The sequence below is a fragment of the Kluyvera ascorbata genome (genome assembly GCF_023195735.1).
Lineage (GTDB): Bacteria > Pseudomonadota > Gammaproteobacteria > Enterobacterales > Enterobacteriaceae > Kluyvera > Kluyvera ascorbata.
This window is the reverse complement of the sequence record NZ_CP096201.1, coordinates 3,357,071-3,381,293: the sequence shown is the minus strand read 5'-3', so window position 1 is coordinate 3,381,293 and position 24,223 is coordinate 3,357,071. Positions and strand designations below refer to the sequence as shown.

The following is a 24,223-nucleotide window of genomic DNA, read 5'->3' as shown; positions in this document are numbered from 1 at the left end:
GCTAATACAGCAGCGAAATTTGCTGCTGTTTTGCCAGCGCGACCAGCTCATCATCCGGGCAGGTATCGCTGGCAATCACATCAAAGCGCGTCAGCTCACCCATACGGGCCGGGCGCACTTTGCCAAACTTGCTGTGATCCGCTACCAGCACATGGTAGCGCGCCTGGCGCATCGCCCAGTGTTTCACCGGCAGCTCTTCAAGATTAAAACAGGTCGCGCCCATTTCAATATCGATACCCGCTGCGGAATAGAAAGCAATGTCCGGGCAAAGATGTGAAAGCGTATCCTGCTCGCTCAGCGGTTTGAAAATGGCGTTGCTGGCGTGGAATTCGCCACCGCAAAGAATGGGGCGGCAGTTGGGTTTATCCTGCAATGCCAGGAAGGTGTTCAGCGAATAGCAGACGGCGGTGAAAGGCAGGTCGTTATCAATGGCGTCAATAATCCACGGCGTGGTGGTGCCACAGTCGAAGAAGGCCATCTGATGGGGTTTGAGTAACTTTGCCGCGTGACCTGCCGCTCGCTTTTTCTCTTCAACCAGTCGGGTTTTCTGGTCGCTTAATAGGTAATGTGGAACGCTGCGCGGTTCCAGCACCACGTAGCCGCCGAGCAGCACAACGGGCCCGCTTTCGCTGTTCAGATCGCGACGAATCGTCATTTCAGAAACGCCAAGCAGAGCTGCCGCTTCTTTGAGATGCAGCTTATCGCTGCGTTTCAGTGCCTGAATCAGTTGACCCAATCGCTCGTCGCGTCGTGTTTCCATAGTTCCTCTACCGGAAATGCCCCGGTAAGGATACCGGGGTCAGCGCGTTATTTTACCTGCGAGCGCAGGTCTAGTCACGCACCCAGCCTTTACGAATAGGTACAGAGAAAACAATACGGTACAGCTGCTGTAGGCGCGGGTAAACCGTCGCACCGATATACTGCCACAGCATTTGCGATACCATGCAGCCGACAAGGCCGCTCAGGAAGCCGCCGAGCATATCCATCGGCCAGTGGACGCCAAGATAGACGCGAGACCAGGCAATCGCCACGCCAACCACCATCAGCACCAGCCCGGACCACAGGCGATGCCAGAACAAAAACGCCAGCGCAAAGGTGAAGATCACCGTGCCGTGGTCGCTTGGGAAGGAGTTATCCGGCGCGTGGTGCAGGAAGGTATGACCGATATTCTCAACGAACGGACGTTCGTGCGGGAACAGCTGACCAATCATCCACGACAGCGCAAGGCTGACGGCGATGGCCAGTGCGACTTTAATCACCAGATGGCGCTGCGCCTGAACCTGACGACGTTCGCCCCAGAGCCACATAGCCGCAGCCAGCAGGGGAACAATCAGGATCAAATCCTGAGCAATAAATGTGGCAAATGAAATTGCCCATGGGGCTGAGGCTGGGGTTGCGTTGATCAGCAAAAACAGCGAGTTGTTCAGATTTTCCAGCATAACGTTCCGGTTTCGCAAATGACGGTTTTATGACAGCCACCTTAAGAAGCCAATCCTGGACCGTAAAGCGGCATTGTCTGAATCGCGCCATCGGTGTACAAGCGTCTGTCATTAAGGTGCAGCATTAAGTGGCGTAGAGTATAACGCCCGCTACCTTAAGCGAATCTTAACAACGTCAATTTGTGCGAAATTGTTAAGCTGCGTGATAATTAACTATCACCACTACTGCGCATTGATTAAACTTGCGCGTTTTTATGATGGATGCGAGCTATATGGACACTTCTTCTTCCCGGAAACGCTTAGGGCGCAAGGCGATTCTGTTCCCGCTTTGTCTGGTGCTCTACGAATTTTCCACCTATATCGGCAACGATATGATCCAGCCGGGCATGCTTGCGGTCGTCAAAGAATTTAACGCGGGCAACGAGTGGGTTCCGACCTCGATGACGGCTTATCTGGCAGGCGGGATGTTCCTGCAATGGCTGCTTGGGCCGCTGTCGGACCGGATCGGCCGCCGCCCGGTGATGCTGACCGGCGTTGTCTGGTTCATCGTTACCTGCCTTGCCACGCTGCTGGTGAACAATATTGAGCAGTTTACGTTCCTGCGCTTCTTGCAGGGGGTGAGCCTGTGCTTTATCGGTGCGGTGGGTTATGCGGCAATCCAGGAGTCGTTCGACGAGGCAACCTGTATCAAGATTACGGCGCTAATGGCCAACGTGGCGCTGATTGCACCGCTGCTGGGGCCGCTGGTGGGCGCGGCGTGGATCCACGTGGCGCGCTGGGAAGGGATGTTTGTGCTCTTCGCGGCGCTGTCGGCCATTGCTTTCGTCGGGCTGTTTAAATCGATGCCGGAAACGGCGACCCGCATAGGTGAAACGCTGTCGCTCAAGGCGTTGGGACGTGATTATCGCGAAGTGCTGAAAAACGGTCGTTTCGTTGCCGGCGCGCTGGCGACGGGCTTTGTTAGTTTACCGCTGCTGGCGTGGATTGCGCAGTCACCGGTCATTATCATCAGCGGCGAGCACGCCAGTAGCTATGAATATGGCCTGCTGCAGGTGCCGATTTTTGGCGCGTTGATCCTCGGCAACCTGGTGCTGGCGCGTCTGACCTCACGTCGAACGGTGCGTGCGCTGATTATTGCCGGTGGTTACCCGATTATGTTTGGTCTGGTGCTGGCTGCGGCAGCGACGGTGGTGTCGTCCCATGCTTATTTATGGATGACCGCCGGGTTAAGCTTCTACGCCTTCGGGATTGGTCTTGCCAACGCCGGACTAGTGCGCCTGACGCTGTTTGCCAGCGATATGAGTAAAGGCACGGTTTCTGCGGCGATGGGAATGCTGCAAATGCTGATCTTTACGGTGGGGATTGAGCTCAGTAAGCATTGCTACGAGTTGGGTGGCATTGGGCTGTTCAGCCTGTTTAACCTGGCGGGTGGCCTGCTGTGGCTGGGGCTGATGACGATGTTCCTGCGGGATAAAGCGGTAGGCAGCGGGCTGCAGCCGCAGTAAATAACCCCGGAGTCGGTGCTTCGCACCTCGTCCGGGCTACCCAACACGTAGCCCGGCCAAACGAAGCGCCGCCGGGAATAGCTCAATCACGCAAACGGCGCTTCACCCTTCAACGCCTTATCAATCATCTCCAGCACGCCTTCTTCATTGTTGTGCGGCGCATGATAGCCCGCCACGGCTTTCACCGCGTCGTTGGCGTTCGCCATTGCAAAACCGTAGCCTGCCTGTTTCACCATCTCAATATCGTTGCCGCTGTCGCCAAAGGCCACGACTTCGTCATCGTTAACGCCCCAGCGCGCCTGCAATAACCGCAGGCCGTTGGCTTTATGGACGCCTGGAATAATCAGGTCAATACTGCCGTGTCCGGTGGTCACGGCGGTCAGCATATGGCCGAGCTTCTCATCGAGGAGCGCCTGCATTTGTGGCACTTTCTCGTCCGGGATATTCAGCGCGAACTTCAAAATGGTGTCGTCGAGGTTATCGAAATTGTCTACCAGTTCCAGGCGGTGGTAGTAGCGCACGGCAATATCGTGGAAGCTTTGGTCGTAGCTTTTCAGCGTGTAGGCGCTCTTTTTACCGCAGACAATAATCTCGACTTCCGGGCGAGTGAGCAGGAAGGCGGTAATTTTATCAACGTGGTCGCGCGGCATGGCGCAGTTATACACGTCCTCGCCTGCGTCCTGAACCCAGCCGCCGTTCTCGGCGACAAAGGCGATTTCATTGGCGATATCCGGGAAGAACGAGGCCAACTGGTAATACTGGTTGCCGCTGGCCACCACAAAGTGGATGTTCTGTGCTTTCATCTGCTGATATTGCTGATGAAAACGCTCGCGGTTGTAGGTTTTTTTATCGTTCAGGAACGTACCATCCATGTCGACGGCGATCAGTTTAACGCTCATCAATGACTCTCCATTACAACGCGGGGCTCAGGTTTTGCCACCGCTTTCGCCACCAGAGCGGCAACAAGAACCAGCGCCAGTACGGCCAGCATCGCGCTGCGCAGGCCGTAATGTTCGCCGAGGAAGCCGAGCAGCGGCGGGCCGACGAGGAAGGCCAGATACCCGGTGGTGGCAACAACGCTCACGCGGGTAGGGGCATCCGGTCCGGTGTCGCTGGCGGCGGAAATGGTCAGCGGGAAGCCGAGCGATGCGCCAAGTCCCCACAGAATAACCGACACGCCGGCAACCCAGGCGCTGTCGACAAAGATAATCAGGGCAATGCCCAGCGCGCCCATTAATGCGCTGGCACGAACCACGGTAACACGGCTGTAGCGGTCGATAAACCAGCCGCCGGTGAAGCGCCCGACCGTCATGCCCAGCGTGAACCCGGCATAGATGAGCGATCCGGAGGTTGGGCTAAAGCCGTGACCGTCAACCATCAGCAGCGGGAGCCAGTCGTTAGCGGAGCCTTCGGCAAAGGCCATTGCTAACACCACGACGCCAATCAGCATCAGCTGCATATCGCGCCAGAACGGTACGCCTTTTTCTTGATGGTGCGCGTCTTCCGCCGCGTTTTTACCGGTACCTTCAGGGATAGCTTTAATGGCAATGGCGATAGGCGCAATGCCTATCAGCGCCGCCACGAAAATGTGCCACATCGCCGGTAAACCAAACGCGGTGACCGCCATACCGGCGCCCGCGCCCACTAACGTCCCGAAGCTGTAAAAGCCATGCATCATCGGCAGCACGGTTTTTTTCATCTCACGCTCAACCGCCGCGCCTTCGACGTTGATGGCAACTTCGGCAGAGCCAAAGCTGGCACCAAAAATCGCCAGACCGATGGCGAAGATCCACGCGGAGCTGAAGTGCAGCGCCAAGCTTAAAATCAACATACCAAAGACCGCGCATGACATGGTGGTGCGGATGACTTTACGCGTCCCGAATCGTTTCACCAGAAACGCGGAACAAAGAATGCCGCTCATCGAGCCTATCGACAGGCCAAACAGGACGATGCCCATCTCCGCCGTGGAGACCGATAAAATATCGCGGATTGCCGGTGTGCGCGTGGCCCAGGAGGCCATCAGCAAACCGGGTAAAAAGAAGAACATAAAGAGCGCCCACATGCGTAGCTGCAGGGCTTTACGGGAGGTTAACGTTGTCATCCATTCGCGTCGGGTCGGAAAGTGTGCAGACAACACTAACAAGGTTGTGTACATTTGTACATAACCAGAAAGAGGAGAATTATGGCTCGCCGACCGAATGACCCGCAGCGCCGGGAGCGCATCCTTGATGCGACGCTCGAGACCATTGCGACACACGGGATCAGCGCGGTAACTCACCGCAAAATCGCTAGCTGTGCCGATGTACCGCTCGGCTCGATGACCTACTATTTCGAGGGCATCGAAGCACTACTGGGTGAAGCGTTCAGTGCCTTTACCGAGCGAATGTCGCTGGAGTACACCGCCTTCTTTGAGGGCGTAGAAACGACAGGTGACGCCTGCGATTCGGTGGCGGAGCTTATCTTCAGCAGCCAGGTGACGACGCCGAAAAATATGACGCTGATGTACCAGTTCTATGCGTTGGCGAGCAGTTCACCGGCCATGAAAGCGGTGATGCAACGCTGGATGCAGCGCAGCCAGCAGACGCTGGAGCAGTGGTTCGACCCGGCGACCGCCCGCGCGCTGGATGCTTTTATCGAAGGAATGACGCTGCATTTTGTCACCGACCGCCAGCCGCTCGATCGCAACACTATTCGAAAAATGGTAGGGCGGATAGCAGGGGAGAGCACCTGAAAAGCGTGTACGCTTAGCGAGAATGCAAAACGGAGATCTCGCGATGACAACCCTGCTTTCCGGCGGCTGCCTGTGCGGCCATATCACTTTTATCGCCACTAATCCCGGCGCTTCCCACAGCTGTTCCTGCGATTTATGCCAGAAGCATACCGGCGCCCAGTCGGTTATCTGGCTGGAGTTTGCCAAAGGCGATGTACAGTGGAACGGCGAGGGGGGAAAGCCTGCGGTCTGGCGCTCTTCTGAAGATTCCAGCCGCGCCTTCTGCCCGCGCTGCGGCAGCTCGCTGGGGGCGATTGACGATGGCCCGATTATCGCGCTGCTGAGCGGCGTTTTCGACCAGAATCAGGATGCACGGTTTGCGCCTGCTTCTCACTCGTTTGAAGATATGAAGCCGCAGTGGTGGCGGGCGCTGTTTGCGGATGCGTGACGCTTGGTGATAGTCGTGATGTTGATGAGTGTAATGGATTGATTTTTAGAGGGAACGTGAATTTCAGACAACAAAAAACCCATCAACCTTGAACCAAAGATGGCGGGGTTGATGGGCTCCACAAAATGGGGACATCAAAGAAAAGCAGTGGCACTAATTAAGACTCGCACCCTGATGAAAAGTTCTGCGTTGCGCAAAAATATTTTTCTTTTCTTTGTTTCCCCGGCGCAGGGCTAGCCGCCTAGCCCTGGCCAGATGATGATAATGAGCGTACCAGCAAGGGTTAGCAGCACGTTGGCGATGGCGTAGGTGCCCGCATAGCCCAGCGCGGGAATGTTGCTGCGCGCGGTATCGCTGATGATTTCCATTGCCGGAGCGCAGGTGCGTGCGCCCATGATGGCACCGAACAGCAGCGCGCGGTTCATGCGCAGCACGTAGGCACCGAACAGGAAGCAAATCACTACCGGGATCAGGCTGACCAGCAGACCGGCGACCAGCATTTGACCGCCGACCACGCCGAGACTCTTACCGATGCCGCCGCCCGCGCTTAAGCCGACGCCTGCCATAAAGACCATCAGGCCGAACTCTTTCACCATATTCAGCGCGCCCTGCGGGATATAGCCGAAGGTTGGGTGGTTGGCACGCAGGAAGCCGAGCATGATACCGGCAAACAGCAGACCGGCAGCGTTGCCGATGCCGAAGTTAAAGTTGCTGAACTGGAAGGTGATCATGCCGATCATCAGGCCGACGATAAAGAAGGCGCAGAAGGCCAGCAGGTCAGTGACCTGACTGTGAATGGAGACGAAGCCGATACGGTCGGCAACGGTTTTCACGCGGCGGGCGTCACCGCTCACCTGCAGCACATCGCCTTTGTTCAGTACGATGTTGTCATCGATTGGCATTTCAATCTGGCTGCGGATCACGCGGTTAAGGAAGCAACCGTGGTCGGTCAGCTTCAGCTGCGCCAGACGTCGGCCTACGGCATTGTGGTTTTTAACCACAATTTCTTCGGTGACGATGCGCATGTCCAGCAGGTCACGGTCGAACACCTCTTTGCCGTTACGGAAGCTTGGGTCGAGGCGCGCGTGCGCGTCCGGGTAGCCTACCAGCGAAATTTCATCGCCCATTTGCAGTACGGCGTCACCGTCAGGGTTGGCGAGAATGCCGTTACGGCGGATACGCTCGATGTAGCAGCCGGTCTGGCGATAGATGCCAAGCTCGCGTAAGTTTTTACCGTCGGCCCACGCCACCAGTTCTGGGCCTACGCGGTAGGCGCGAATAACCGGCAGATAGACTTTACGATTGGTGTCGGTGTCCAGACCGCGCTCGCGGGCGATTTGTTGGGCGCTGGTTTGCAGATCCTGATGCTGGAATTTTGGCATGTAACGGGCCGCGACAATCAGGCTCACGAGACCAATCAGGTAGGTTAGGGCGTAGCCGAGGCTTAAATGATCCTGCGCTTGCGCCAGCAGGCTGGCTTCCATGCCGGAGTGGCGTAGCGTATCGCCCGCGCCGACCAGCACTGGGGTGGAGGTCATTGAACCGGCGAGCATACCGGCCGTCAGGCCGATGTCCCAGCCAAATAGCTTACCGAGGCCTAATGCAATCAGCAGCGCGCTGCCGACCATCACCAGACCGAGCATCAGATAATTTTTGCCGTCGCGGAAGAAAATAGAAAAAAAGTTCGGCCCGGCTTCAACACCGACGCAGAAAATAAACAGCATAAAGCCCAGATTCAGCGCATCGGTGTTAATACTGAAGTGTTGCTGCCCTAATAGGAGAGAAACCACTAAAACGCCAATGGAATTACCGAGTTGGATGGAGCCCAGACGTAATTTGCCAAGACAAAGCCCCAGCGCTAATACCACGAATAATAACAGGATGTAATTCCCGTTTAACAAATCTGCGACGTTTATATTCACGGAGTCTAACTTATCGTTTACCAGTAACGTGTTGAAAGGAATGGTTATTTGGTCTACTGTTTACCACGGGCTAGGGTATACGTTTTGCTATCCGGAACCCGAAGAATAACCAGAAAATAGCGGTCAGTAGTTTAATCGTTCCTGATAGCTACGGCTAGCAACAATCGCTTTAAATACACATTACATATGATCTATCAGTCTGCATCGCGACGGTCAGAGAGCGAATCATCGGGCGCACGTTATTTTTTGCCCGCGAGAACGCTCCAAAAGTACTGATAGATAAAATGTAGCGAAGTTTTGGCAGGGAAGGCCAACAACTTTATCTGACTGGGTGTCCGTAAGGGCGAAGTCTGGGGTTTGATAGAGATATTTTCAGGAGATGCGTGTGAAATCTGAACGCGGTTGGGCAGGGGTTATTTGCTGCTTCTTACTCTTTATAGTGGTCTTTTTTTCACTGGTTCTGAACGTGAAGGGTGCGTTTCGCGCTAATGGAAGCCCTGAGCTGGGGCTGCTGTTTTTTATTATTCCGGGCGTGGTTTCAAGCTTCCTTTCTTCGCGTCGTCGCGTGTTGCGTCCGCTGGTTGGCGCTATTCTTGCCGCGCCGCTCTGTCTTGTCCTGACGCGTCTTTTTTTCAGCAGCGATCGTTCGTTCTGGCAGGAGCTGGCATGGTTGTTTAGCGCGGTGTTTTGGTGTGCGCTCGGCGCGCTGTGCTATCTGTTTATCAGTTCACTGCTGCACGACAAACGCCGGATAAACAAACGCCCGCTATAAGCGCGGGCGTTGATGATGCTATCAGGCAAACAGTCCAAGATTCTCTTTTGCCCAGGCTTCAAAGTCTGTGCACCCGCCAATGTGTTTCTGATCGACAAAAATCTGTGGCACGGTTTCAACTGGCTTACCGACGGTTTTTTCCAGGTCGGCTTTGGTGATGCCTTCCGCATGGATATCGACGTAACGGTAGTTGAAATCATCACGCTCCTGGGTCAGTTTTTCCGCCAGCTCTTTTGCACGAACGCAGTAAGGGCAGCCTGGACGACCAAAAATTACGGTAAACATAGTGTCTCTCCTCAAACGAGCGGAATAATCAACGTGCCTGTCGGCGAATGGCACTTATCATGCCGCGTGCAGCGCGTAGGGAAAAGAAGGTTCTACCTGTTGTTCTGATTCATTCTGGCTATGTTTGGGTAAATATTTTTCATCGGCTTGCCGTTATACTCGTCGTAAATAAGTAATCAAAATGCGCTAAGGATTCACAGGAGGAGAAGCATGCGTTCGCTTGGAGCACTACCCAAAAGCGTTTTAATTCTGGAGACCATTGGCATGGTTGTACTGGCGGTGGCGTGGCTATCGCTCAATCAGTACATCACACTGCCCGCGCCGTTTGCCAGCCAACTGGCGGCGGTGGTGATGATCTTTATTGGAATTGCGCTGATGCTGCCTGCGGCTGGCGTGCTCTTTTGGGGAGTAGCCCGTGCCGTTGCGCCACAGCTGATGAATCCTGGCCTGCCGCGAGATAAGGAAAAAAAAGATGACTCCGACCATTGAGGTTCTGCTTAACCATCGCTCAATTCGTCAGTTTACCGGCGAGCCGATAAGCGACGAACAGCGCAGCGCGATTATCGCCAGCGCTCAGGCTACCTCTAGCTCCAGCTTTTTACAATGCAGCTCGATCATTCGCATCACCGATAGCGACATGCGCAAACAGCTGGTTGCACTGACCGGCGGTCAGGAGCATGTTGCCCAGGCCGCTGAGTTCTGGGTGTTTTGCGCCGATTTTAACCGCCATCTGCAGATTTGCCCTGAGGCGCAGTTGGGCCTGGTGGAGCAGTTGCTGCTTGGTGTGGTGGATACCTCACTGATGGCGCAAAACGCACTGACCGCTGCGGAATCGCTGGGATTAGGCGGCGTCTATATTGGCGGTCTGCGCAACAATATTGCGCAGGTGACTGAACTGCTGAAGCTGCCAAAGCATGTACTGCCGCTGTTTGGCCTGTGCCTTGGCTGGCCAGCCAGCCATCCGGATCTCAAGCCGCGCCTGCCCGCCGCGCTGGTGGTGCATGAAAATCACTATCAGCCGATGGACCCTGAAGTGCTGGCGCAGTACGACGAAGAACTTGCGCAGTACTATTTATCGCGCAGCACCAACGCGCGCCGTGATACCTGGAGCGACCATATTCGCCGTACGCTTATCAAAGAAAGTCGCCCGTTTATTCTTGATTACCTGCACCAGCAGGGGTTTGCTACGCGCTGATTCATTACTGAATCTGTGTCAGGGCTCAATCCCCCGTGAATGCGAAAAGCGTATGATACGCCGGTTTTTTTAGCGGCTTTTTTGGAGAGGTAAAGGGTGAAAATTGCCATATTGTCCCGGGATGGAACGCTCTTTTCGTGTAAGCGTCTGCGCGAAGCCGCCCAGCGTCGGGGTCATATTGTTGAAGTGCTGGACCCGCTGTCTTGCTACATGAACGTCGACCCGGCAGCATCGTCGATTCACTACAAAGGTCGGCAATTACCGCACTACGACGCGGTGATCCCGCGGATTGGCTCGGCGATTACCTACTACGGCATGGCAACCCTGCGTCAGTTCGAGATGCTGGGCAGCTACCCGCTCAATGAATCGGTGGCGATTACCCGCGCTCGCGATAAGCTGCGCTCGCTGCAGCTTCTGGCGCGTCAGGGCATCGACCTGCCGGTGACCGGCATTGCCCATTCACCGGATGACACCAGCGACCTTATCGACATGGTCGGCGGCGCGCCGCTGGTGGTCAAACTGGTAGAAGGCACTCAGGGGATTGGCGTGGTGCTTGCCGAAACGCGGCAGGCGGCGGAAAGCGTGATTGATGCGTTTCGCGGGCTGAACGCGCATATCCTGGTGCAGGAGTATATCGAAGAGGCCAAAGGGCGCGACATTCGCTGCCTGGTGGTTGGCAATGAAGTGGTCGCCTCGATTGAACGTCGGGCGAAATCAGGCGATTTTCGCTCTAACCTGCACCGTGGCGGTGTGGCGACAGTTGCCGAGATCACGCCGGCTGAACGGGCGATAGCCATTAAGGCGGCGCAAACGCTCGGCCTGGATGTTGCAGGGGTGGATATTCTGCGCGCTAACCGCGGCCCGCTGGTAATGGAAGTCAATGCATCGCCGGGGCTGGAAGGGGTGGAGACCACCACCGGCATCGATATTGCCGGAAAAATGATCGAGTGGATCGAGCGTCAGGCGCACCCTGGTTTTTGTCTGAAAATCGGCGGATAGCGCGCTTTCATGGTATGTGACACCTTTTTTGCGTAAGCTATGCGCTACTCTCGTACTGATACCGGGCTGCTGCCCGGTCATTTGTTTGTCTGGAATGTTTTACTTTACCGCATGAGGTCATAGGCAATATGGATTCTCTCGTCGTCCCGAGTCTGGATACGTTACGTCAGTGGCTCGACGAAATGGGCATGAGCTTTTTTGAGTGCGACACCTGTCAGGCGCTGCACCTGCCGCATATGCAAAATTTTGAAGGCGTCTTCGATGCCAAAATTGATCTCATTGATAACGTCGTGCTTTTCTCGGCGCTGGCTGAGGTCAAGCCATCCGCGCTGCTGGCGCTGGGGGCCGATCTCTCCGCCATTAACGCCAGTTCGCTGACGGTGAAGGCGTTTCTCGATATGCAGGATGATAATCTGCCAAAGCTGGTGGTTTGCCAGTCTTTATCCGTCGGCGTAGGGGTGACTTTCGAACAGTTCGCCGCTTTCGCGACGCAGAGCGAAGAGCAGGTGTCGATGGTGATCATCGAGGCAAACGCGCATCAGCTGCTCTATAAGCCGGAAGACGAAGAGCAGCCGCCGGAAGATATTCAATACCATTTTCTTCACTAATCATCCCCGTGAATTAACGCAGTCACTGCCATAGTGGCTGCGTATTACCTGCTTTTATTCTGCGTTTAACCTATTTTTAAAGATTCATTCACTACCTGATTGCCCCTTTTGGCTTATCAGATAGAGTGATCTTGCATAAAAAATTGATAAAAGGCGTTTTTTACACTGACCTATAGCCTCCGGTGCGGGCTACAGTTATTCTTGCGACATATCGATGCCCCCCCTATTTATTGCTGGCAATTCCCTTTGTTGGCGAGGTTCTTGCATTGATAAAGCGAGCAATGACTGCAGGGGAGCCCGGTCTCTTCTCTTTCATGCAGTACGAAAAAATATGCATGATTTCTGCATACTCTAAATTGCGTATATTTGGCCCGTTTGTTAACGGGCGATAAGAAGGATAAGAGATATGGCCGCCTTAAATAAAAAATGGTTAACAGGTCTGGTGACAGGGGCGCTGATGGTCGCCTCGGCAAGCGTGCTCGCTGCGGAACAAAAAACGCTGCATATCTATAACTGGTCTGACTATATTGCGCCGGACACCGTAGCGAATTTTGAAAAAGAGACCGGGATTAAAGTTGTCTATGACGTGTTTGATTCCAACGAAGTGCTGGAAGGCAAACTGATGGCGGGCAGCACCGGTTTTGACCTGGTGGTGCCGTCGGCAAGCTTCCTGGAGCGTCAGCTCACCGCCGGTGTGTTCCAGCCGCTGGATAAGAGCAAACTGCCAAACTGGAAAAACCTCGACCCCGACGTGCTGAAGCTGGTGGCTAAACACGACCCGGACAACAAATACGCGATGCCTTACCTGTGGGCGACGACCGGTATCGGCTATAACGTCGACAAGGTCAAAGCCGTACTGGGCAAAGATGTGCCGCTGAACAGCTGGGATCTGGTGATGAAGCCGGAAAACCTGGAGAAACTGAAAAGTTGCGGCGTCTCTTTCCTCGATGCACCAGAAGAAATCTTCGCGACCGTGCTTAACTACTTAGGCAAAGATCCGAACAGCACCAAGGCCGATGACTACACCGGCCCGGCGACCGATCTGCTGCTGAAACTGCGTCCTAACATTCGCTACTTCCACTCTTCTCAGTACATTAACGACCTGGCAAACGGCGATATCTGCGTCGCTATCGGCTGGGCCGGTGATGTGTGGCAGGCGGCAAATCGCGCGAAAGAAGCGAAAAATGGCGTGAATGTTTCCTACTTCATTCCGAAAGAGGGCGCACTGGCATTCTTTGATGTCTTTGCGATGCCAGCCGATGCGAAGAATAAAGACGAAGCCTACCAGTTCCTTAACTATCTGATGCGTCCGGATGTGATTGCTCATATCAGCGACCACGTGTTTTATGCGAACGGCAACAAAGCGTCAACGCCGTTGGTGAGCGCTGAAATTCGTGACAACCCGGCAATTTATCCACCAGCGGATGTCTTCTCCAAGCTGTTTACGCTGAAGGTCCAGGATCCAAAAATCGACCGCGTAAGAACGCGTGCGTGGACCAAAGTGAAAAGCGGGAAATAATTCATTCACCCATTATGTGATGAATATGCACCGGGGCAGTGCATCTGCCCCAATCTGGACACCGGCTCTACGGTCGGTGTCCAGAGGTTGATATGACAACCGGGTCATATCGATATTTGTATTTTGCCGGAGAGCACCAGATTGAACGACGCTATTCCCCGCCCACAGGCGAAAACCCGCAAAGCGCTTACCCCGCTGCTGGAAATCCGTAACCTGACCAAATCTTTCGACGGTCAGCACGCCGTAGACGACGTTAACCTCACCATTTATAAAGGCGAAATTTTTGCGCTGCTGGGCGCTTCCGGCTGTGGTAAATCAACCCTGCTGCGTATGCTGGCGGGCTTTGAGCAGCCTACCGCTGGGCAGATTATGCTGGACGGCGTCGACCTGGCGCACGTGCCGCCTTATCTGCGCCCGATTAACATGATGTTCCAGTCCTATGCGCTTTTCCCGCACATGACGGTGGAACAGAATATCGCTTTCGGTCTCAAGCAGGACAAACTGCCGAAAGCGGAAATTACCGCCCGCGTTGCTGAAATGCTGGCGCTGGTGCATATGCAGGAATTTGCCAAGCGTAAACCGCATCAGCTTTCCGGCGGCCAGCGTCAGCGCGTGGCGCTGGCCCGCAGTCTGGCGAAACGCCCTAAGCTGCTACTGCTGGATGAGCCAATGGGCGCGCTGGACAAAAAGCTGCGCGACCGTATGCAGCTGGAAGTGGTCGATATTCTGGAGCGCGTCGGCGTGACCTGCGTGATGGTGACCCATGACCAGGAAGAGGCGATGACGATGGCCGGGCGTATCGCCATTATGAACCGCGGTAAGTTTGTGCAGATTGGCGAGCCGGAAGAGATTTACGAGCACCCAACCACACGCTACAGCGCTGAGTTTATCGGCTCGGTCAACGTCTTCGAGGGGCTGCTGAAGTCGCGCGAGGACGATGGTCTGGTGATTGACTCTCCGGGGCTGGTTCACCCGCTGAAAGTGGATCCGGATGCCTCGGTTGTCGACAATGTGCCGGTGTACGTTGCGCTACGACCGGAAAAAATCATGCTCTGCGAAGAGCCGCCTGCGGACGGTTATAACTTTGCCGTCGGCGAAGTGGTGCATATTGCCTATCTGGGCGATCTCTCCATTTACCACGTGCGGCTCCAGAGCGGGCAGATGATCAGCGCCCAGTTGCAGAACGCCCATCGCTACCAGAAAGGATTACCCACCTGGGGTGACGAGGTGCGTCTGTGCTGGGATGCCGATAGCTGCGTGGTGTTGACGGTTTAAGGAGGGGGCTATGAGTACGTTTGAACCGCCGGCCCGCCCGCGTAAACCGGGCGGCTTCGTGCTGTGGCTGGCGCGCATCAATATGAAACACGGGCGCAAGCTGGTTATCGCTATGCCGTACGTGTGGCTGATTTTGCTGTTCCTGCTGCCATTCCTGATTGTTTTTAAAATCAGCCTGGCGGAGATGGCGCGCGCGATCCCGCCGTATACCGATCTGATGGAGTGGGCCGACGGTCAGCTCACCGTTGCGCTGAACTTCGGTAACTTCCTGCAGCTTACCGACGATCCGCTTTACTTTGAGGCCTATCTGCAATCATTGCAGGTGGCGGGGATCTCGACTCTCTGCTGTTTGCTGCTCGGCTACCCATTGGCGTGGGCGGTGGCGCACAGTAAACCGTCAACGCGCAATATTTTGCTGCTGCTGGTGATTCTGCCGTCATGGACCTCGTTCTTAATCCGCGTTTATGCGTGGATGGGGATCCTGAAAAATAACGGCATTCTGAATAACTTCCTGATGTGGTTAGGCGTTATCGATCAGCCGCTGACGATTTTGCACACCAACCTGGCGGTTTATATTGGCATTGTGTACGCCTATCTGCCGTTTATGGTGCTGCCAATCTATACCGCGCTGACTCGCATCGACTATTCGCTGGTGGAAGCCTCTCTGGATCTGGGCGCTCGCCCGCTGAAAACCTTCTTCAGCGTGATTGTGCCGCTCACTAAAGGCGGGATTATTGCCGGGTCGATGCTGGTATTTATCCCGGCGGTTGGGGAGTTTGTGATTCCGGAACTGCTGGGTGGCCCGGACAGCATTATGATCGGCCGCGTGCTGTGGCAGGAGTTCTTTAACAACCGCGACTGGCCGGTAGCCTCGGCGGTGGCGATTGTCATGCTGTTGCTGCTGATCGTGCCGATCATGTGGTTCCATAAACATCAGCAAAAACAGATGGGAGACCACGGATGAACAACCTGCCTGTCGTAAGATCGCCGTGGCGCATTCTGATCCTGGTGATTGGCTTTACCTTCCTCTATGCACCGATGCTGATGCTGGTGGTTTATTCGTTTAACAGCTCGAAGCTGGTCACCGTCTGGGCGGGCTGGTCGACGCGCTGGTACGGCGAGCTGTTCCGCGACGATGCAATGATGAGCGCCGTGGGGCTCAGCCTGACAATTGCGGCCTGTGCGGCGACCATGGCGGCCATCCTCGGTACCATTGCTGCCGTGGTGATGGTGCGCTTTGGCCGTTTCCGCGGGTCCACTGGCTTTGCCTTTATGATAACGGCGCCGCTGGTTATGCCGGATGTCATCACCGGGCTGTCGCTGCTGCTGCTATTTGTTGCGCTGGGTCACGCGATTGGCTGGCCTGCCGACCGTGGCATGCTGACCATCTGGCTGGCGCACGTGACCTTCTGTACGGCTTACGTGGCGGTGGTGATCTCCTCGCGCCTGCGTGAACTTGACCGTTCTATTGAAGAGGCGGCGATGGATCTTGGTGCGACGCCGCTGAAGGTCTTTTTCATCATTACGCTGCCGATGATCATGCCCGCCGTGGTCTCTGGCTGGCTGCTTGCCTTCACGCTGTCGCTCGACGATCTGGTGATTGCTAGCTTTGTCTCGGGCCCGGGGGCGACAACGCTGCCGATGCTGGTCTTCTCCAGCGTGCGTATGGGGGTGAATCCGGAGATTAACGCGCTGGCAACGCTTATCCTCGGCGTGGTCGGAATTGTCGGATTTATCGCCTGGTATCTGATGGCGCGCGCAGAAAAACAACGGGTACGCGATATCCAACGTGCAAGACGCGGATAATCCTCTTAAAATCGATACGGATATGCAGTCGATGCCGCGAACGTTCGCGGCATCGTTTTCATGGAAGGCAATACATTGGATCTGTTTACTCGAAGCCGTTCGCATGCTCGCCTGAATGTTCCTGCTGTGGTGCAGGTGGCGGCGCTCGCCATTATTTTAATCCGCTGTCTCGACCTGATTATGATAATCAACCTGCTCGGGCTACACGGCATTGGCGAGTTTATTCATCGCAGCGTACAAACCTGGACGCTGACGCTGGTTTTTCTCAGTAGCCTGGTGCTGGTTTTTGTTGAGATAGGCTGTGCGTTTTCGCTGGTAAAAGGGCGTAACTGGGCGCGCTGGGTCTATCTGTTGACGCAGGTGATTGCTGCCAGCTATCTGTGGGCCGCATCCTTGGGTTATGGTTATCCCGAGCTGTTCAGCATCGCGGGCGAATCAAAGCGGGAGATCTTCCGCTCGCTGGTCATGCAAAAAATGCCGGACCTGCTGGTTTTATGCCTGCTTTTTGTGCCCGCAGCCTCCCGACGATTTTTCCGCTTACAATAACGGTGATACAATCCACGCCCCCGATTTTCTCAAGGTCTTTCTATGCAGTGCGCACTTTATGATGCCCATCGTTGCCGTTCCTGTCAGTGGATTGAGCAGCCGATAGCCGAGCAGCTTACGGCCAAAATGGCCGATCTCCAGAGTTTGCTGGCGGATTTTTCCGTTAACGCCTGGTGCGCACCGGTATCCGGCCCGGAACAGGGGTTTCGTAATAAAGCCAAAATGGTGGTCAGCGGTAGCGTAGAACGCCCGCTACTCGGCATGCTGCACCGCGACGGTACGCCGGAAGACTTAACCGACTGCCCGCTTTATCCTGATGCGTTTGCTCCGGTCTTTGCCGCGCTGAAGCCGTTTATTGCCCGTGCGGGTTTAACGCCTTATAACGTGGCGCGCAAGCGCGGCGAGCTTAAATATCTGCTGCTCACCGAAAGCCAGCTGGACGGCGGCATGATGCTGCGTTTCGTTCTGCGCTCACAAGCCAAGCTGGACCAGCTTCGCGCGGCGCTGCCGCGGCTACAGGCGCAGCTGCCGCAGTTAAAGGTGATTACCGCCAATATCCAGCCGGTACATATGGCGATTATGGAAGGCGAGCAGGAAATTTTCTTTACTGAGCAGCAGGCGCTAGCGGAGAGCTTTAACGACGTGCCGCTGTGGATCCGCCCGCAGAGCTTCTTCCAGACCAACCCGACGGTGGCGAGCGCGCTGTATGCGACCGCGCGCGATTGGGTGAGGGCGCTGCCGATTAACCATATGTGGGATCTGTTCTGCGGCGTGGGTGGTTTTGGTCTGCACTGCGCTACGCCGGAAATGACGCTGACCGGTATTGAAATTGCGCCGGAAGCTATCGCCTGTGCTAAGCAGTCGGCGGCGGCGCTGGGCCTGGAAAAGCTTCATTTCCAGGCGCTGGACTCGACCCAGTTTGCTACCGCTCAGGCTGATATTCCTCAACTGGTGCTGGTCAATCCGCCGCGTCGCGGCATTGGCAAGGCGCTGTGTGACTATTTAAGCGAGATGGCACCGGAATTCATTATCTATTCCAGCTGTAATGCGCAGACGATGGCGAAGGATTTTGCCCATCTGGCAGGGTATCGCGTAGAGAAGGTGCAGCTGTTTGATATGTTCCCGCATACGGCACATTACGAGGTATTGACGTTGCTGGTGCGGAGATAGTCCCGGCGGCGCTTCGCTTGGCCGGGCTACGGATGAGCTTTATGTAGCCCGGGCGAGCGTTTGTACCGTTAGCGACCCCGGGAACGGCTGATTACTCAGCAAACCACTTATCGTTAATCTTCTGATAGGTACCGTCAGCTTTAATCGCTTTCAGCGCGCCGTTCAGTTTTTCCAGCAGCGCTTTGTTGTCTGGACGTACCGCAATCCCCAGACCAATACCGAAGTACTGTGGGTCGGTCACTTTCTCAGTGGCGGCACCCAGCTGCGGGTTGGTTTTCAGCCATTCGTTCACCACCGCGGTATCACCAAACACGCCGTCGATACGGCCATTTTTCAGGTCGATAATCGCGTTCTGGTAGCTGTCATAGGCCACGGTTTTCACTTCCGGGTGCTTATCCATCAGGTATTTCTGGTGGGTCGTGCCGTTTTCCATCCCGATACGTTTGCCCTTCAGATCGTCAAAGGTTTTGAACTCGCCTTTTTTGGCAATCACCAGCGCCGAGTTAGCATAGTAAGCATCGGTAAAGGCAACCTGTTTGCTACGCTCAGGAGTGATATCCATACCGGAGATAACCGCGTCGTATTTCTTAAATTTCAACGCCGGGATCAGGCTATCGAACGCATGGTTGGTGAACGTACATTCAGCCTGCATCTGCTTACAGAGCGCGTTAGCGAGATCGATATCAAAGCCGACAATCTGGTTGTTGGCATCCATGGATTCAAACGGCGGGTAGGTGGCGGAAACGCCAAAGCTAATTTTATCTGCGGCCTGGGCGCCTACGGCGACGGTGGCAAGTAAGGCGGCCAATACTAATTTTTTCATGGATGAGCTCCTGTCTGTCTCGCTTATTGGGTGCTGCCCTGCGTGTGGCATGGAGCTACAATGCCACTGCGTGAATTTATATGCAATATATTTGATTAAATATTTTATAATTTGCAAAAAAAAACGGATAGGCCAATGGCTTATCCGTTTTTTACAAACGCAGTTTATGCAGAAACTAGTCGCGACGCTCGAAGGCCAACGCTTTGCGCTCGATTAAACGCATCATCAGCGTCAGCAGGCCGTTAACGACCAGATAAACCAGCCCGGCAGCGCCGAAAACCATTACGTCGTAGGTGCGCCCGTAGAGCAGCTGACCGTGGCCCATGACTTCCATCAGCGTGATGGTGTAGGCCAGAGACGTACTCTTAAACACCAGCACCACTTCGTTGGAATAGGAAGAGAGCGCGCGTTTAAAGGCGTAGGGCAGCAGAATGGCCAGCGTATCTTTCTTACTCATCCCCAGTGCATTACAGGACTGCCATTGGCCTTCCGGAATGGCGCGAATGGCTCCGAAGAACAGCTGAGTGGTGTAGGCGGCGCTGTTCAGCGACAGAGCAATCAGCGCGCACAGCCACGGCTCAGAGAGCAGGTGCCATAGCACCGGATAGTTCTGCAGCGTCGGGAACTGGCCCGGGCCGTAGTAGATGAGAAAGATCTGCACCAGCAGTGGCGTACCGGTGAACAGCGTAATGTAGCCGCGAACCACCCATACCAGCACCGGCGTTTTTAGCGTCAGGATGATGGTGAAAATCAGCGCTAGCACCAGCGCTACCAGGATGGAGGCCACGGTCAGCGTCAGGCTGGTGTGCAGCCCTTTCATCAGTTCCGGTAAATACTCGAGCATCAGCCTGGTCTCCGTTCAAAGCGAGTGGTACGCAGGTCAATGCGTTTGAGAATGTACTGGCTGAGTAGCGTAATTACCAGGTAGATAGCCGCCGCCACGATATACCAGGTAAACGGCTCCTGGGTGCGGGTGGCGATACTCTTGGTTTGCAGCATCAGATCGTTCACGCTAATCAGCGATACCAGCGCGGTATCTTTCAGCAGCACCAGCCACTGGTTGCCGAGGCCCGGCAGCGCGTGTCGCCACATCTGCGGCATAACCAGACGGAAGAAGATTGCGCTTTTCGACATCCCCAGCGCCTGGCCGGACTCCCACTGACCCGCTGGCACCGCTTTCAGCGCGCCGCGCAGGGTCTGCGAAGCGTAGGCGGAGTAGAGCAGGGAGAGGGCAATGACGCCGCACAGGAACGGGCTGACGTCGAAGTTTTCAATCTGCATCTGCACGGGAATCTGTACAAAACCGAGGTTGATATTAAAACCGTCGGACAGCGTCAGCAGCAGCTGCGAAGAGCCGAAGTAGATAAACAGCACCACCAGAATTTCCGGCAGGCCGCGCAGCACGGTAACCAGCGCGGAGCCGAGCCATGCGATAGGGCGCCATTTAACTGACTCCCATACCGCAAAGAACATCGCCAGCGCGAGGCCGATTATCAGCGCACAAACGGCAAGGCCGACGGTCATGCCGGCGGCGCTTGCTAAAGGAAACATTTCGTTCATCAAGTCTTACTTCTGGAACCATTTAGCGTAGATGGTTTCGTAAGTGCCATCTTTCTTCACTTTTTCCAGCGCAGCGTTGAATTTCTGCTGCAGCTCGGTGTTGCCCTGACGGACAGCAATACCCAGGCCGGTACCGAAGTAGCCTTTATCGGTCACTTTATCGCCGACGGCGGCCAGCTTGTCGTTGGCTTTCAGCCATTCGGTGACGACGGCGGTGTCACCAAAGACCGCATCAATACGCCCGTTTTGCAGATCCAGCTTGGCGTTCTGATAGCTGTCATAAGGGACGGTAGTGATTTCCGGATGTTTATCCATGATGAATTTCTGGTGCGTGGTACCGTTCTGCACGCCGACTTTTTTGCCTTTCAGCTGGTCGATGCTGGTGAATTTACCCTTAACGCCAACGAACAACGCGGAGTTGTCGTAGTACGGAGTGGTGAACAGTACCTGCTTTTCACGCTCAGGGGTGATATCCATACCGGCCATGACCGCGTCAATACGACGGAATTTCAGGCTTGGGATCAGGCTATCGAAAGACTGGTTGCTGAAGGTACAGGTCGCGTCGATCTCTTTACACAGGGCGTTAGCCAGATCCACATCGAAGCCGACGATCTTATTGTTGGCATCCATGGATTCAAACGGAGGGTAAGAAGCTTCGGTCGCGAAACGGATAGTTTGAGCGGCGGCAGCGGAGAGGCTGACGCTAGCAAGCAGCGCGGCAATCAGTACTTTTTTCATCGTCATTGTCCTGAATCTCAGTGAGAAAGATAACTTCTAAATGCATCAGTCTGTGGGCTGTTAAAGCAGCTTGCATCGCCTTGTTCGACGATATAACCGTTTTCCATGTACACCACGCGGCTGGCCGTTTTACGCGCCACTTCCACTTCGTGGGTGACGATAACCTGGGTAATGTTGGTTTCAGCCAGTTCATGAATGATGCTGACTATCTGGGCGGTGATTTCCGGGTCAAGGGCGGCGGTTGGTTCATCAAACAGCAGAACCTGCGGCTCCATCATTAGCGCACGCGCAATGGCTACGCGCTGCTGTTGGCCGCCGGAAAGGTGCAGCGGATAACGGTCGCTGAACGGCTTGAGGCGTAAACGCTCCAGCAGTTTTTCCGCACGCGCCATCGCCTGGTCTTTGCTCAAGCCCAGCACGCGGCACGGTGCTTCAATCAGGTTTTGTACTACTGTCAGGTGAGGCCAGAGATTGTACTGCTGGAAAACCATGCCCACGTTTTGACGCAGTTCGCGAATGGCTTTGTCTGACGGGGTCTTAGCAAAATCGAAGTGGTTACCCGCAATCGCCAGAGTACCGGATTTCGGCATTTCCAGCAGATTCAGCACGCGCAGGAGTGAGCTTTTACCTGCACCACTTGGGCCAAGCAGTACCAGCGTTTCGCCCTCAGGGCATTGCAGCGTGATGTCGAACAGCGCTTGATGCGCGCCATAAAAGCAGTTAATGCCGTCTAATTTAATGCTCATTGATACCCGTCACGAATGTGTTGTTCTCGCCCTGGAAAGGCCAGGTGCATGCTCTGCTGTCGTTTTTGGATTTCTCCGCTGAAGGTATCAGCCCATAGAGAATTATCAGCAATTGAGGCCGCAAATAGTACCTTTGACAGAATAGTTATGCAATATTTGTGCGTTAAAACTTAAATATAAACCAACTTTTCTTTTAAAGTTAGCACAAAATAACGGTCGGGGTGGGCGCAGGGTATAAATGTCGGCATTCCACGGGGAATGCCAGACATTTTGCCGGGATAAGGCATTTGACAGAATTACGTTACAATTTATTAACGTTTTTCAAGAGATTGACGCAAAGTACCTGCCGGTGCGTGGGTATTGTTGCCAAGGTAGCGCACGTCATCAACGGCCCAGCAGCTGCCTTCGCGGATCATCAGCACTTCATCTTTCCAGCTCTGAGTCCCCTGTTTTAACTCAACGCGCAGCGGGATATTACGGGCGTCGGTATTCGGGATGGTCGATGCGCTAGCCACGTCAGCGCTGCCAGGCGTCGTTGCGCTGCTGGAGAACGGGTTAGACTGTAGCAACGCACGTTTGTCGGGATCCTGACTGCTATCGCTCAGTAGTTTCGCCAGACCGTCGCTCAGGTAAGGGCGAAGGGCGGTGAAATCAGTGCTGTGGTGCTGTATCTGGTAGTCGTAAAACTTCTGAGCGACGGCGTCTGGCCCGCCCTCTACGCACTGTCCCATACGGGTTCCGGTATCTTTGTAGGCCGGGGTTACGGTGGTACAGGCGCTTAATAGCAGTGCTGCGGGAAGAAGAAGTGCAAGGTTGGTGTAACGCATAGTGATTCCTTGTTAGCAGTCTCAACATTCATCGCCCATATGCCGCCATGCAGCGGGCGCGATTTATGTATACGATAATGGAGTATTCCCTTTTCAAGCATAGCGTATCGGTCCGATAATGCGTTTAGCGCAGAGAGCTAAGGCATTGAACGTTAACGAAGGAGCAGTCCATGCAATTTTCTACGACCCCCACCCTTGAAGGGCAACCGATTACTGAATACTGCGGTGTGGTCACCGGCGAGGCGATTTTAGGGGCCAATATTTTCCGCGATTTTTTTGCCGGCATTCGTGACATCGTCGGCGGCCGTTCTGGTGCTTATGAAAAAGAGCTGCGTTCGGCGCGAGAAATTGCGTTCAAGGAGATGGGCGAGCAGGCCAAAGCGCTGGGTGCCGATGCGGTGGTCGGGATTGATATTGATTATGAAACCGTCGGCAAAGACAGCAGTATGCTAATGGTGAGCGTGAGCGGTACGGCGGTCAAAACGCGCCGATGAAACGCTTACTCACCGTGGTGGTGCTGGCAATGGTGCTGGCGGGCTGTGCTGGAGAAGACAAAAAGGCCGTCGTTGAAAAGCAAAATTATGTGCTGGATACCAGCCAGTCATCGCCGCAGGCGTATCCGCGCGTTAAAGAGCTGGTGATTCATTACACGGCGGATGATTTTGATGTCTCGCTCGCGACGTTAATCGGCCAGCAGGTGAGCGTGCATTACCTGATTCCGGCAGTACCACCGCTGCTGCACGGCAAGCCGAAAATCTGGCAACTGGTGCCCGAGTCGAAGCTCGCCTGGCATGCGGGCATCAGCTTCTGGCGCGGCGCAACGCGCATCAACGATACTTCTATCGGCATTGAGCTTGAGAACCGCGGCTGGCAGAAAGCCGACGGCGCCAAGTTCTTCACGCCGTTTGAACCGGCGCAGATCCAGGCGCTGGTGCCGCTGGCGAAAGATATCATCAAGCGCTACAACATTGAGCCGCAGAACGTGGTTGCTCACTCCGACATTGCGCCGCAGCGTAAAGACGATCCGGGGCCGCTGTTCCCCTGGAAGTCGCTGGCGCAGCAGGGGATTGGCGCATGGCCGGATGAAAATCGGGTGGCGTTCTACCTGAACGGGCGCTCACCTAACGCGCCGGTGGCGACGAATAATCTGCTCGACCTGCTGGCGCGATATGGTTATGAGGTGAAACCGGGGATGACCAGAATGCAGCAAATCAGGGTAATTGCCGCCTTCCAGATGCACTTCCGCCCGACGCGCTATGACGGCGTTGCCGACGCAGAAAGCCTGGCGATTGCTGAGGCGCTGTTGGAGAAATACGGCCAGGGCTAAGCC

Annotated in this window: 28 protein-coding genes; 16 read left to right on the top strand and 12 right to left on the bottom strand. The window is 55.0% G+C overall.

What is annotated here, in order from left to right:
* Position 1: 1 nt before the first annotated feature.
* Together deoR and ybjG are read right to left on the bottom strand one after the other, a co-directional pair.
* Positions 2–760 (bottom strand): DNA-binding transcriptional repressor DeoR, encoded by a 759-nt coding sequence (gene deoR / locus MY052_RS16150; RefSeq protein ID WP_035894498.1) that lies wholly within the window; start codon positions 758–760, stop codon positions 2–4.
* A 70-nt stretch (positions 761–830) separates the two neighbouring features.
* Positions 831–1,439 (bottom strand): undecaprenyl-diphosphate phosphatase, encoded by a 609-nt coding sequence (gene ybjG / locus MY052_RS16145; RefSeq protein ID WP_202216163.1) that lies wholly within the window; start codon positions 1,437–1,439, stop codon positions 831–833.
* Between the two features lie 272 nt (positions 1,440–1,711).
* On the opposite strand from ybjG, the gene MY052_RS16140 reads away from it, so the two are divergent.
* Positions 1,712–2,944: an MFS transporter gene (locus MY052_RS16140; RefSeq protein ID WP_248537407.1), complete on the top strand. Its 1,233-nt coding sequence runs from the start codon at positions 1,712–1,714 to the stop codon at positions 2,942–2,944.
* 86 nt (positions 2,945–3,030) lie between these two features.
* Here the strand turns inward: MY052_RS16140 and MY052_RS16135 are convergent, their stop codons facing one another.
* Together MY052_RS16135 and MY052_RS16130 are read right to left on the bottom strand one after the other, a co-directional pair.
* A complete protein-coding gene (locus MY052_RS16135; protein ID WP_202216161.1) occupies positions 3,031–3,843 on the bottom strand; it encodes a Cof-type HAD-IIB family hydrolase in 813 nt (270 codons plus the stop codon).
* Positions 3,843–5,045: an MFS transporter gene (locus MY052_RS16130; protein WP_248537406.1), complete on the bottom strand. Its 1,203-nt coding sequence runs from the start codon at positions 5,043–5,045 to the stop codon at positions 3,843–3,845. Before MY052_RS16130 ends, MY052_RS16135 begins: the two co-directional genes overlap by 1 nt.
* Before the next feature lie 81 nt (positions 5,046–5,126).
* Between MY052_RS16130 and MY052_RS16125 the strand changes: the two genes are divergently transcribed.
* Together MY052_RS16125 and MY052_RS16120 are read left to right on the top strand one after the other, a co-directional pair.
* Positions 5,127–5,675, top strand: a complete 549-nt coding sequence (locus tag MY052_RS16125; protein WP_035894502.1) for a TetR/AcrR family transcriptional regulator — start codon at positions 5,127–5,129, stop codon at positions 5,673–5,675.
* Between the two features lie 43 nt (positions 5,676–5,718).
* Complete coding sequence (locus tag MY052_RS16120) at positions 5,719–6,102, top strand: GFA family protein (RefSeq protein WP_202216160.1); 384 nt, start codon at positions 5,719–5,721, stop codon at positions 6,100–6,102.
* A gap of 233 nt (positions 6,103–6,335) precedes the next feature.
* Here the strand turns inward: MY052_RS16120 and MY052_RS16115 are convergent, their stop codons facing one another.
* Positions 6,336–8,024, bottom strand: a complete 1,689-nt coding sequence (locus MY052_RS16115; protein WP_035894504.1) for an aspartate:alanine antiporter — start codon at positions 8,022–8,024, stop codon at positions 6,336–6,338.
* A gap of 385 nt (positions 8,025–8,409) precedes the next feature.
* Here MY052_RS16115 and MY052_RS16110 point away from each other — a divergent pair, with 385 nt between their 5' ends.
* Positions 8,410–8,796 (top strand): inner membrane protein YbjM, encoded by a 387-nt coding sequence (locus MY052_RS16110; RefSeq protein ID WP_248537405.1) that lies wholly within the window; start codon positions 8,410–8,412, stop codon positions 8,794–8,796.
* Between the two features lie 21 nt (positions 8,797–8,817).
* On the opposite strand, the gene MY052_RS16105 is transcribed toward MY052_RS16110, so the two are convergent.
* Positions 8,818–9,081 (bottom strand): GrxA family glutaredoxin, encoded by a 264-nt coding sequence (locus tag MY052_RS16105; protein ID WP_035894505.1) that lies wholly within the window; start codon positions 9,079–9,081, stop codon positions 8,818–8,820.
* Between the two features lie 210 nt (positions 9,082–9,291).
* Here MY052_RS16105 and MY052_RS16100 point away from each other — a divergent pair, with 210 nt between their 5' ends.
* The 10 genes from MY052_RS16100 to rlmC all read left to right on the top strand — a co-directional run bounded on the left by MY052_RS16100 (position 9,292) and on the right by rlmC (position 18,199).
* Positions 9,292–9,570, top strand: coding sequence for a DUF1418 family protein (locus MY052_RS16100; protein ID WP_115074616.1), 279 nt, complete (start codon positions 9,292–9,294; stop codon positions 9,568–9,570).
* The gene (gene nfsA, locus MY052_RS16095) at positions 9,554–10,276 is read left to right on the top strand and encodes an oxygen-insensitive NADPH nitroreductase (protein WP_248537404.1); all 723 of its coding nucleotides are present in this window, start codon (positions 9,554–9,556) and stop codon (positions 10,274–10,276) included. Before MY052_RS16100 ends, nfsA begins: the two co-directional genes overlap by 17 nt.
* Before the next feature lie 96 nt (positions 10,277–10,372).
* Complete coding sequence (gene rimK, locus MY052_RS16090) at positions 10,373–11,275, top strand: 30S ribosomal protein S6--L-glutamate ligase (RefSeq protein ID WP_248537403.1); 903 nt, start codon at positions 10,373–10,375, stop codon at positions 11,273–11,275.
* 128 nt (positions 11,276–11,403) lie between these two features.
* Complete coding sequence (locus tag MY052_RS16085) at positions 11,404–11,883, top strand: type III secretion system chaperone family protein (protein WP_248537402.1); 480 nt, start codon at positions 11,404–11,406, stop codon at positions 11,881–11,883.
* Between the two features lie 406 nt (positions 11,884–12,289).
* Entirely contained in the window at positions 12,290–13,402 is a 1,113-nt protein-coding gene (gene potF / locus MY052_RS16080; RefSeq protein ID WP_035894649.1) for a spermidine/putrescine ABC transporter substrate-binding protein PotF, read from the top strand.
* Between the two features lie 141 nt (positions 13,403–13,543).
* Complete coding sequence (potG, locus tag MY052_RS16075; protein WP_156105150.1) at positions 13,544–14,677, top strand: putrescine ABC transporter ATP-binding subunit PotG; 1,134 nt, start codon at positions 13,544–13,546, stop codon at positions 14,675–14,677.
* A gap of 10 nt (positions 14,678–14,687) precedes the next feature.
* Positions 14,688–15,641, top strand: a complete 954-nt coding sequence (potH, locus tag MY052_RS16070; RefSeq protein WP_123651346.1) for a putrescine ABC transporter permease PotH — start codon at positions 14,688–14,690, stop codon at positions 15,639–15,641.
* Positions 15,638–16,483 (top strand): putrescine ABC transporter permease PotI, encoded by an 846-nt coding sequence (potI, locus tag MY052_RS16065; RefSeq protein ID WP_035894653.1) that lies wholly within the window; start codon positions 15,638–15,640, stop codon positions 16,481–16,483. Before potH ends, potI begins: the two co-directional genes overlap by 4 nt.
* Before the next feature lie 60 nt (positions 16,484–16,543).
* Entirely contained in the window at positions 16,544–17,029 is a 486-nt protein-coding gene (locus tag MY052_RS16060) for a YbjO family protein (RefSeq protein WP_035894654.1), read from the top strand.
* A gap of 42 nt (positions 17,030–17,071) precedes the next feature.
* Positions 17,072–18,199 (top strand): 23S rRNA (uracil(747)-C(5))-methyltransferase RlmC, encoded by a 1,128-nt coding sequence (gene rlmC, locus MY052_RS16055; protein WP_248537401.1) that lies wholly within the window; start codon positions 17,072–17,074, stop codon positions 18,197–18,199.
* A 91-nt stretch (positions 18,200–18,290) separates the two neighbouring features.
* On the opposite strand, the gene artJ is transcribed toward rlmC, so the two are convergent.
* The 6 genes from artJ to MY052_RS16025 form a co-directional block, all read right to left on the bottom strand.
* Positions 18,291–19,022, bottom strand: a complete 732-nt coding sequence (artJ, locus tag MY052_RS16050) for an arginine ABC transporter substrate-binding protein ArtJ (protein ID WP_202216154.1) — start codon at positions 19,020–19,022, stop codon at positions 18,291–18,293.
* Positions 19,023–19,197: 175 nt separating this feature from the next.
* Positions 19,198–19,866, bottom strand: coding sequence for an arginine ABC transporter permease ArtM (gene artM / locus MY052_RS16045; protein WP_035894657.1), 669 nt, complete (start codon positions 19,864–19,866; stop codon positions 19,198–19,200).
* Positions 19,866–20,582, bottom strand: coding sequence for an arginine ABC transporter permease ArtQ (gene artQ / locus MY052_RS16040; RefSeq protein ID WP_035894658.1), 717 nt, complete (start codon positions 20,580–20,582; stop codon positions 19,866–19,868). The genes artM and artQ overlap by 1 nt, the downstream gene beginning before the upstream one ends.
* Positions 20,583–20,588: 6 nt before the next feature.
* Positions 20,589–21,320, bottom strand: a complete 732-nt coding sequence (artI, locus tag MY052_RS16035) for an arginine ABC transporter substrate-binding protein ArtI (RefSeq protein ID WP_035894660.1) — start codon at positions 21,318–21,320, stop codon at positions 20,589–20,591.
* A 17-nt stretch (positions 21,321–21,337) separates the two neighbouring features.
* On the bottom strand, positions 21,338–22,066 hold the full coding sequence (artP, locus tag MY052_RS16030) for an arginine ABC transporter ATP-binding protein ArtP (protein WP_035894661.1): 729 nt from the start codon (positions 22,064–22,066) through the stop codon (positions 21,338–21,340).
* A 311-nt stretch (positions 22,067–22,377) separates the two neighbouring features.
* The gene (locus MY052_RS16025; RefSeq protein WP_202216153.1) at positions 22,378–22,893 is read right to left on the bottom strand and encodes a lipoprotein; all 516 of its coding nucleotides are present in this window, start codon (positions 22,891–22,893) and stop codon (positions 22,378–22,380) included.
* Positions 22,894–23,063: 170 nt separating this feature from the next.
* On the opposite strand from MY052_RS16025, the gene MY052_RS16020 reads away from it, so the two are divergent.
* The gene (locus tag MY052_RS16020) at positions 23,064–23,387 is read left to right on the top strand and encodes a heavy metal-binding domain-containing protein (protein WP_035894663.1); all 324 of its coding nucleotides are present in this window, start codon (positions 23,064–23,066) and stop codon (positions 23,385–23,387) included.
* Positions 23,384–24,220: an N-acetylmuramoyl-L-alanine amidase gene (locus MY052_RS16015; protein WP_035894664.1), complete on the top strand. Its 837-nt coding sequence runs from the start codon at positions 23,384–23,386 to the stop codon at positions 24,218–24,220. The genes MY052_RS16020 and MY052_RS16015 overlap by 4 nt, the downstream gene beginning before the upstream one ends.
* Positions 24,221–24,223 lie beyond the last annotated feature (3 nt).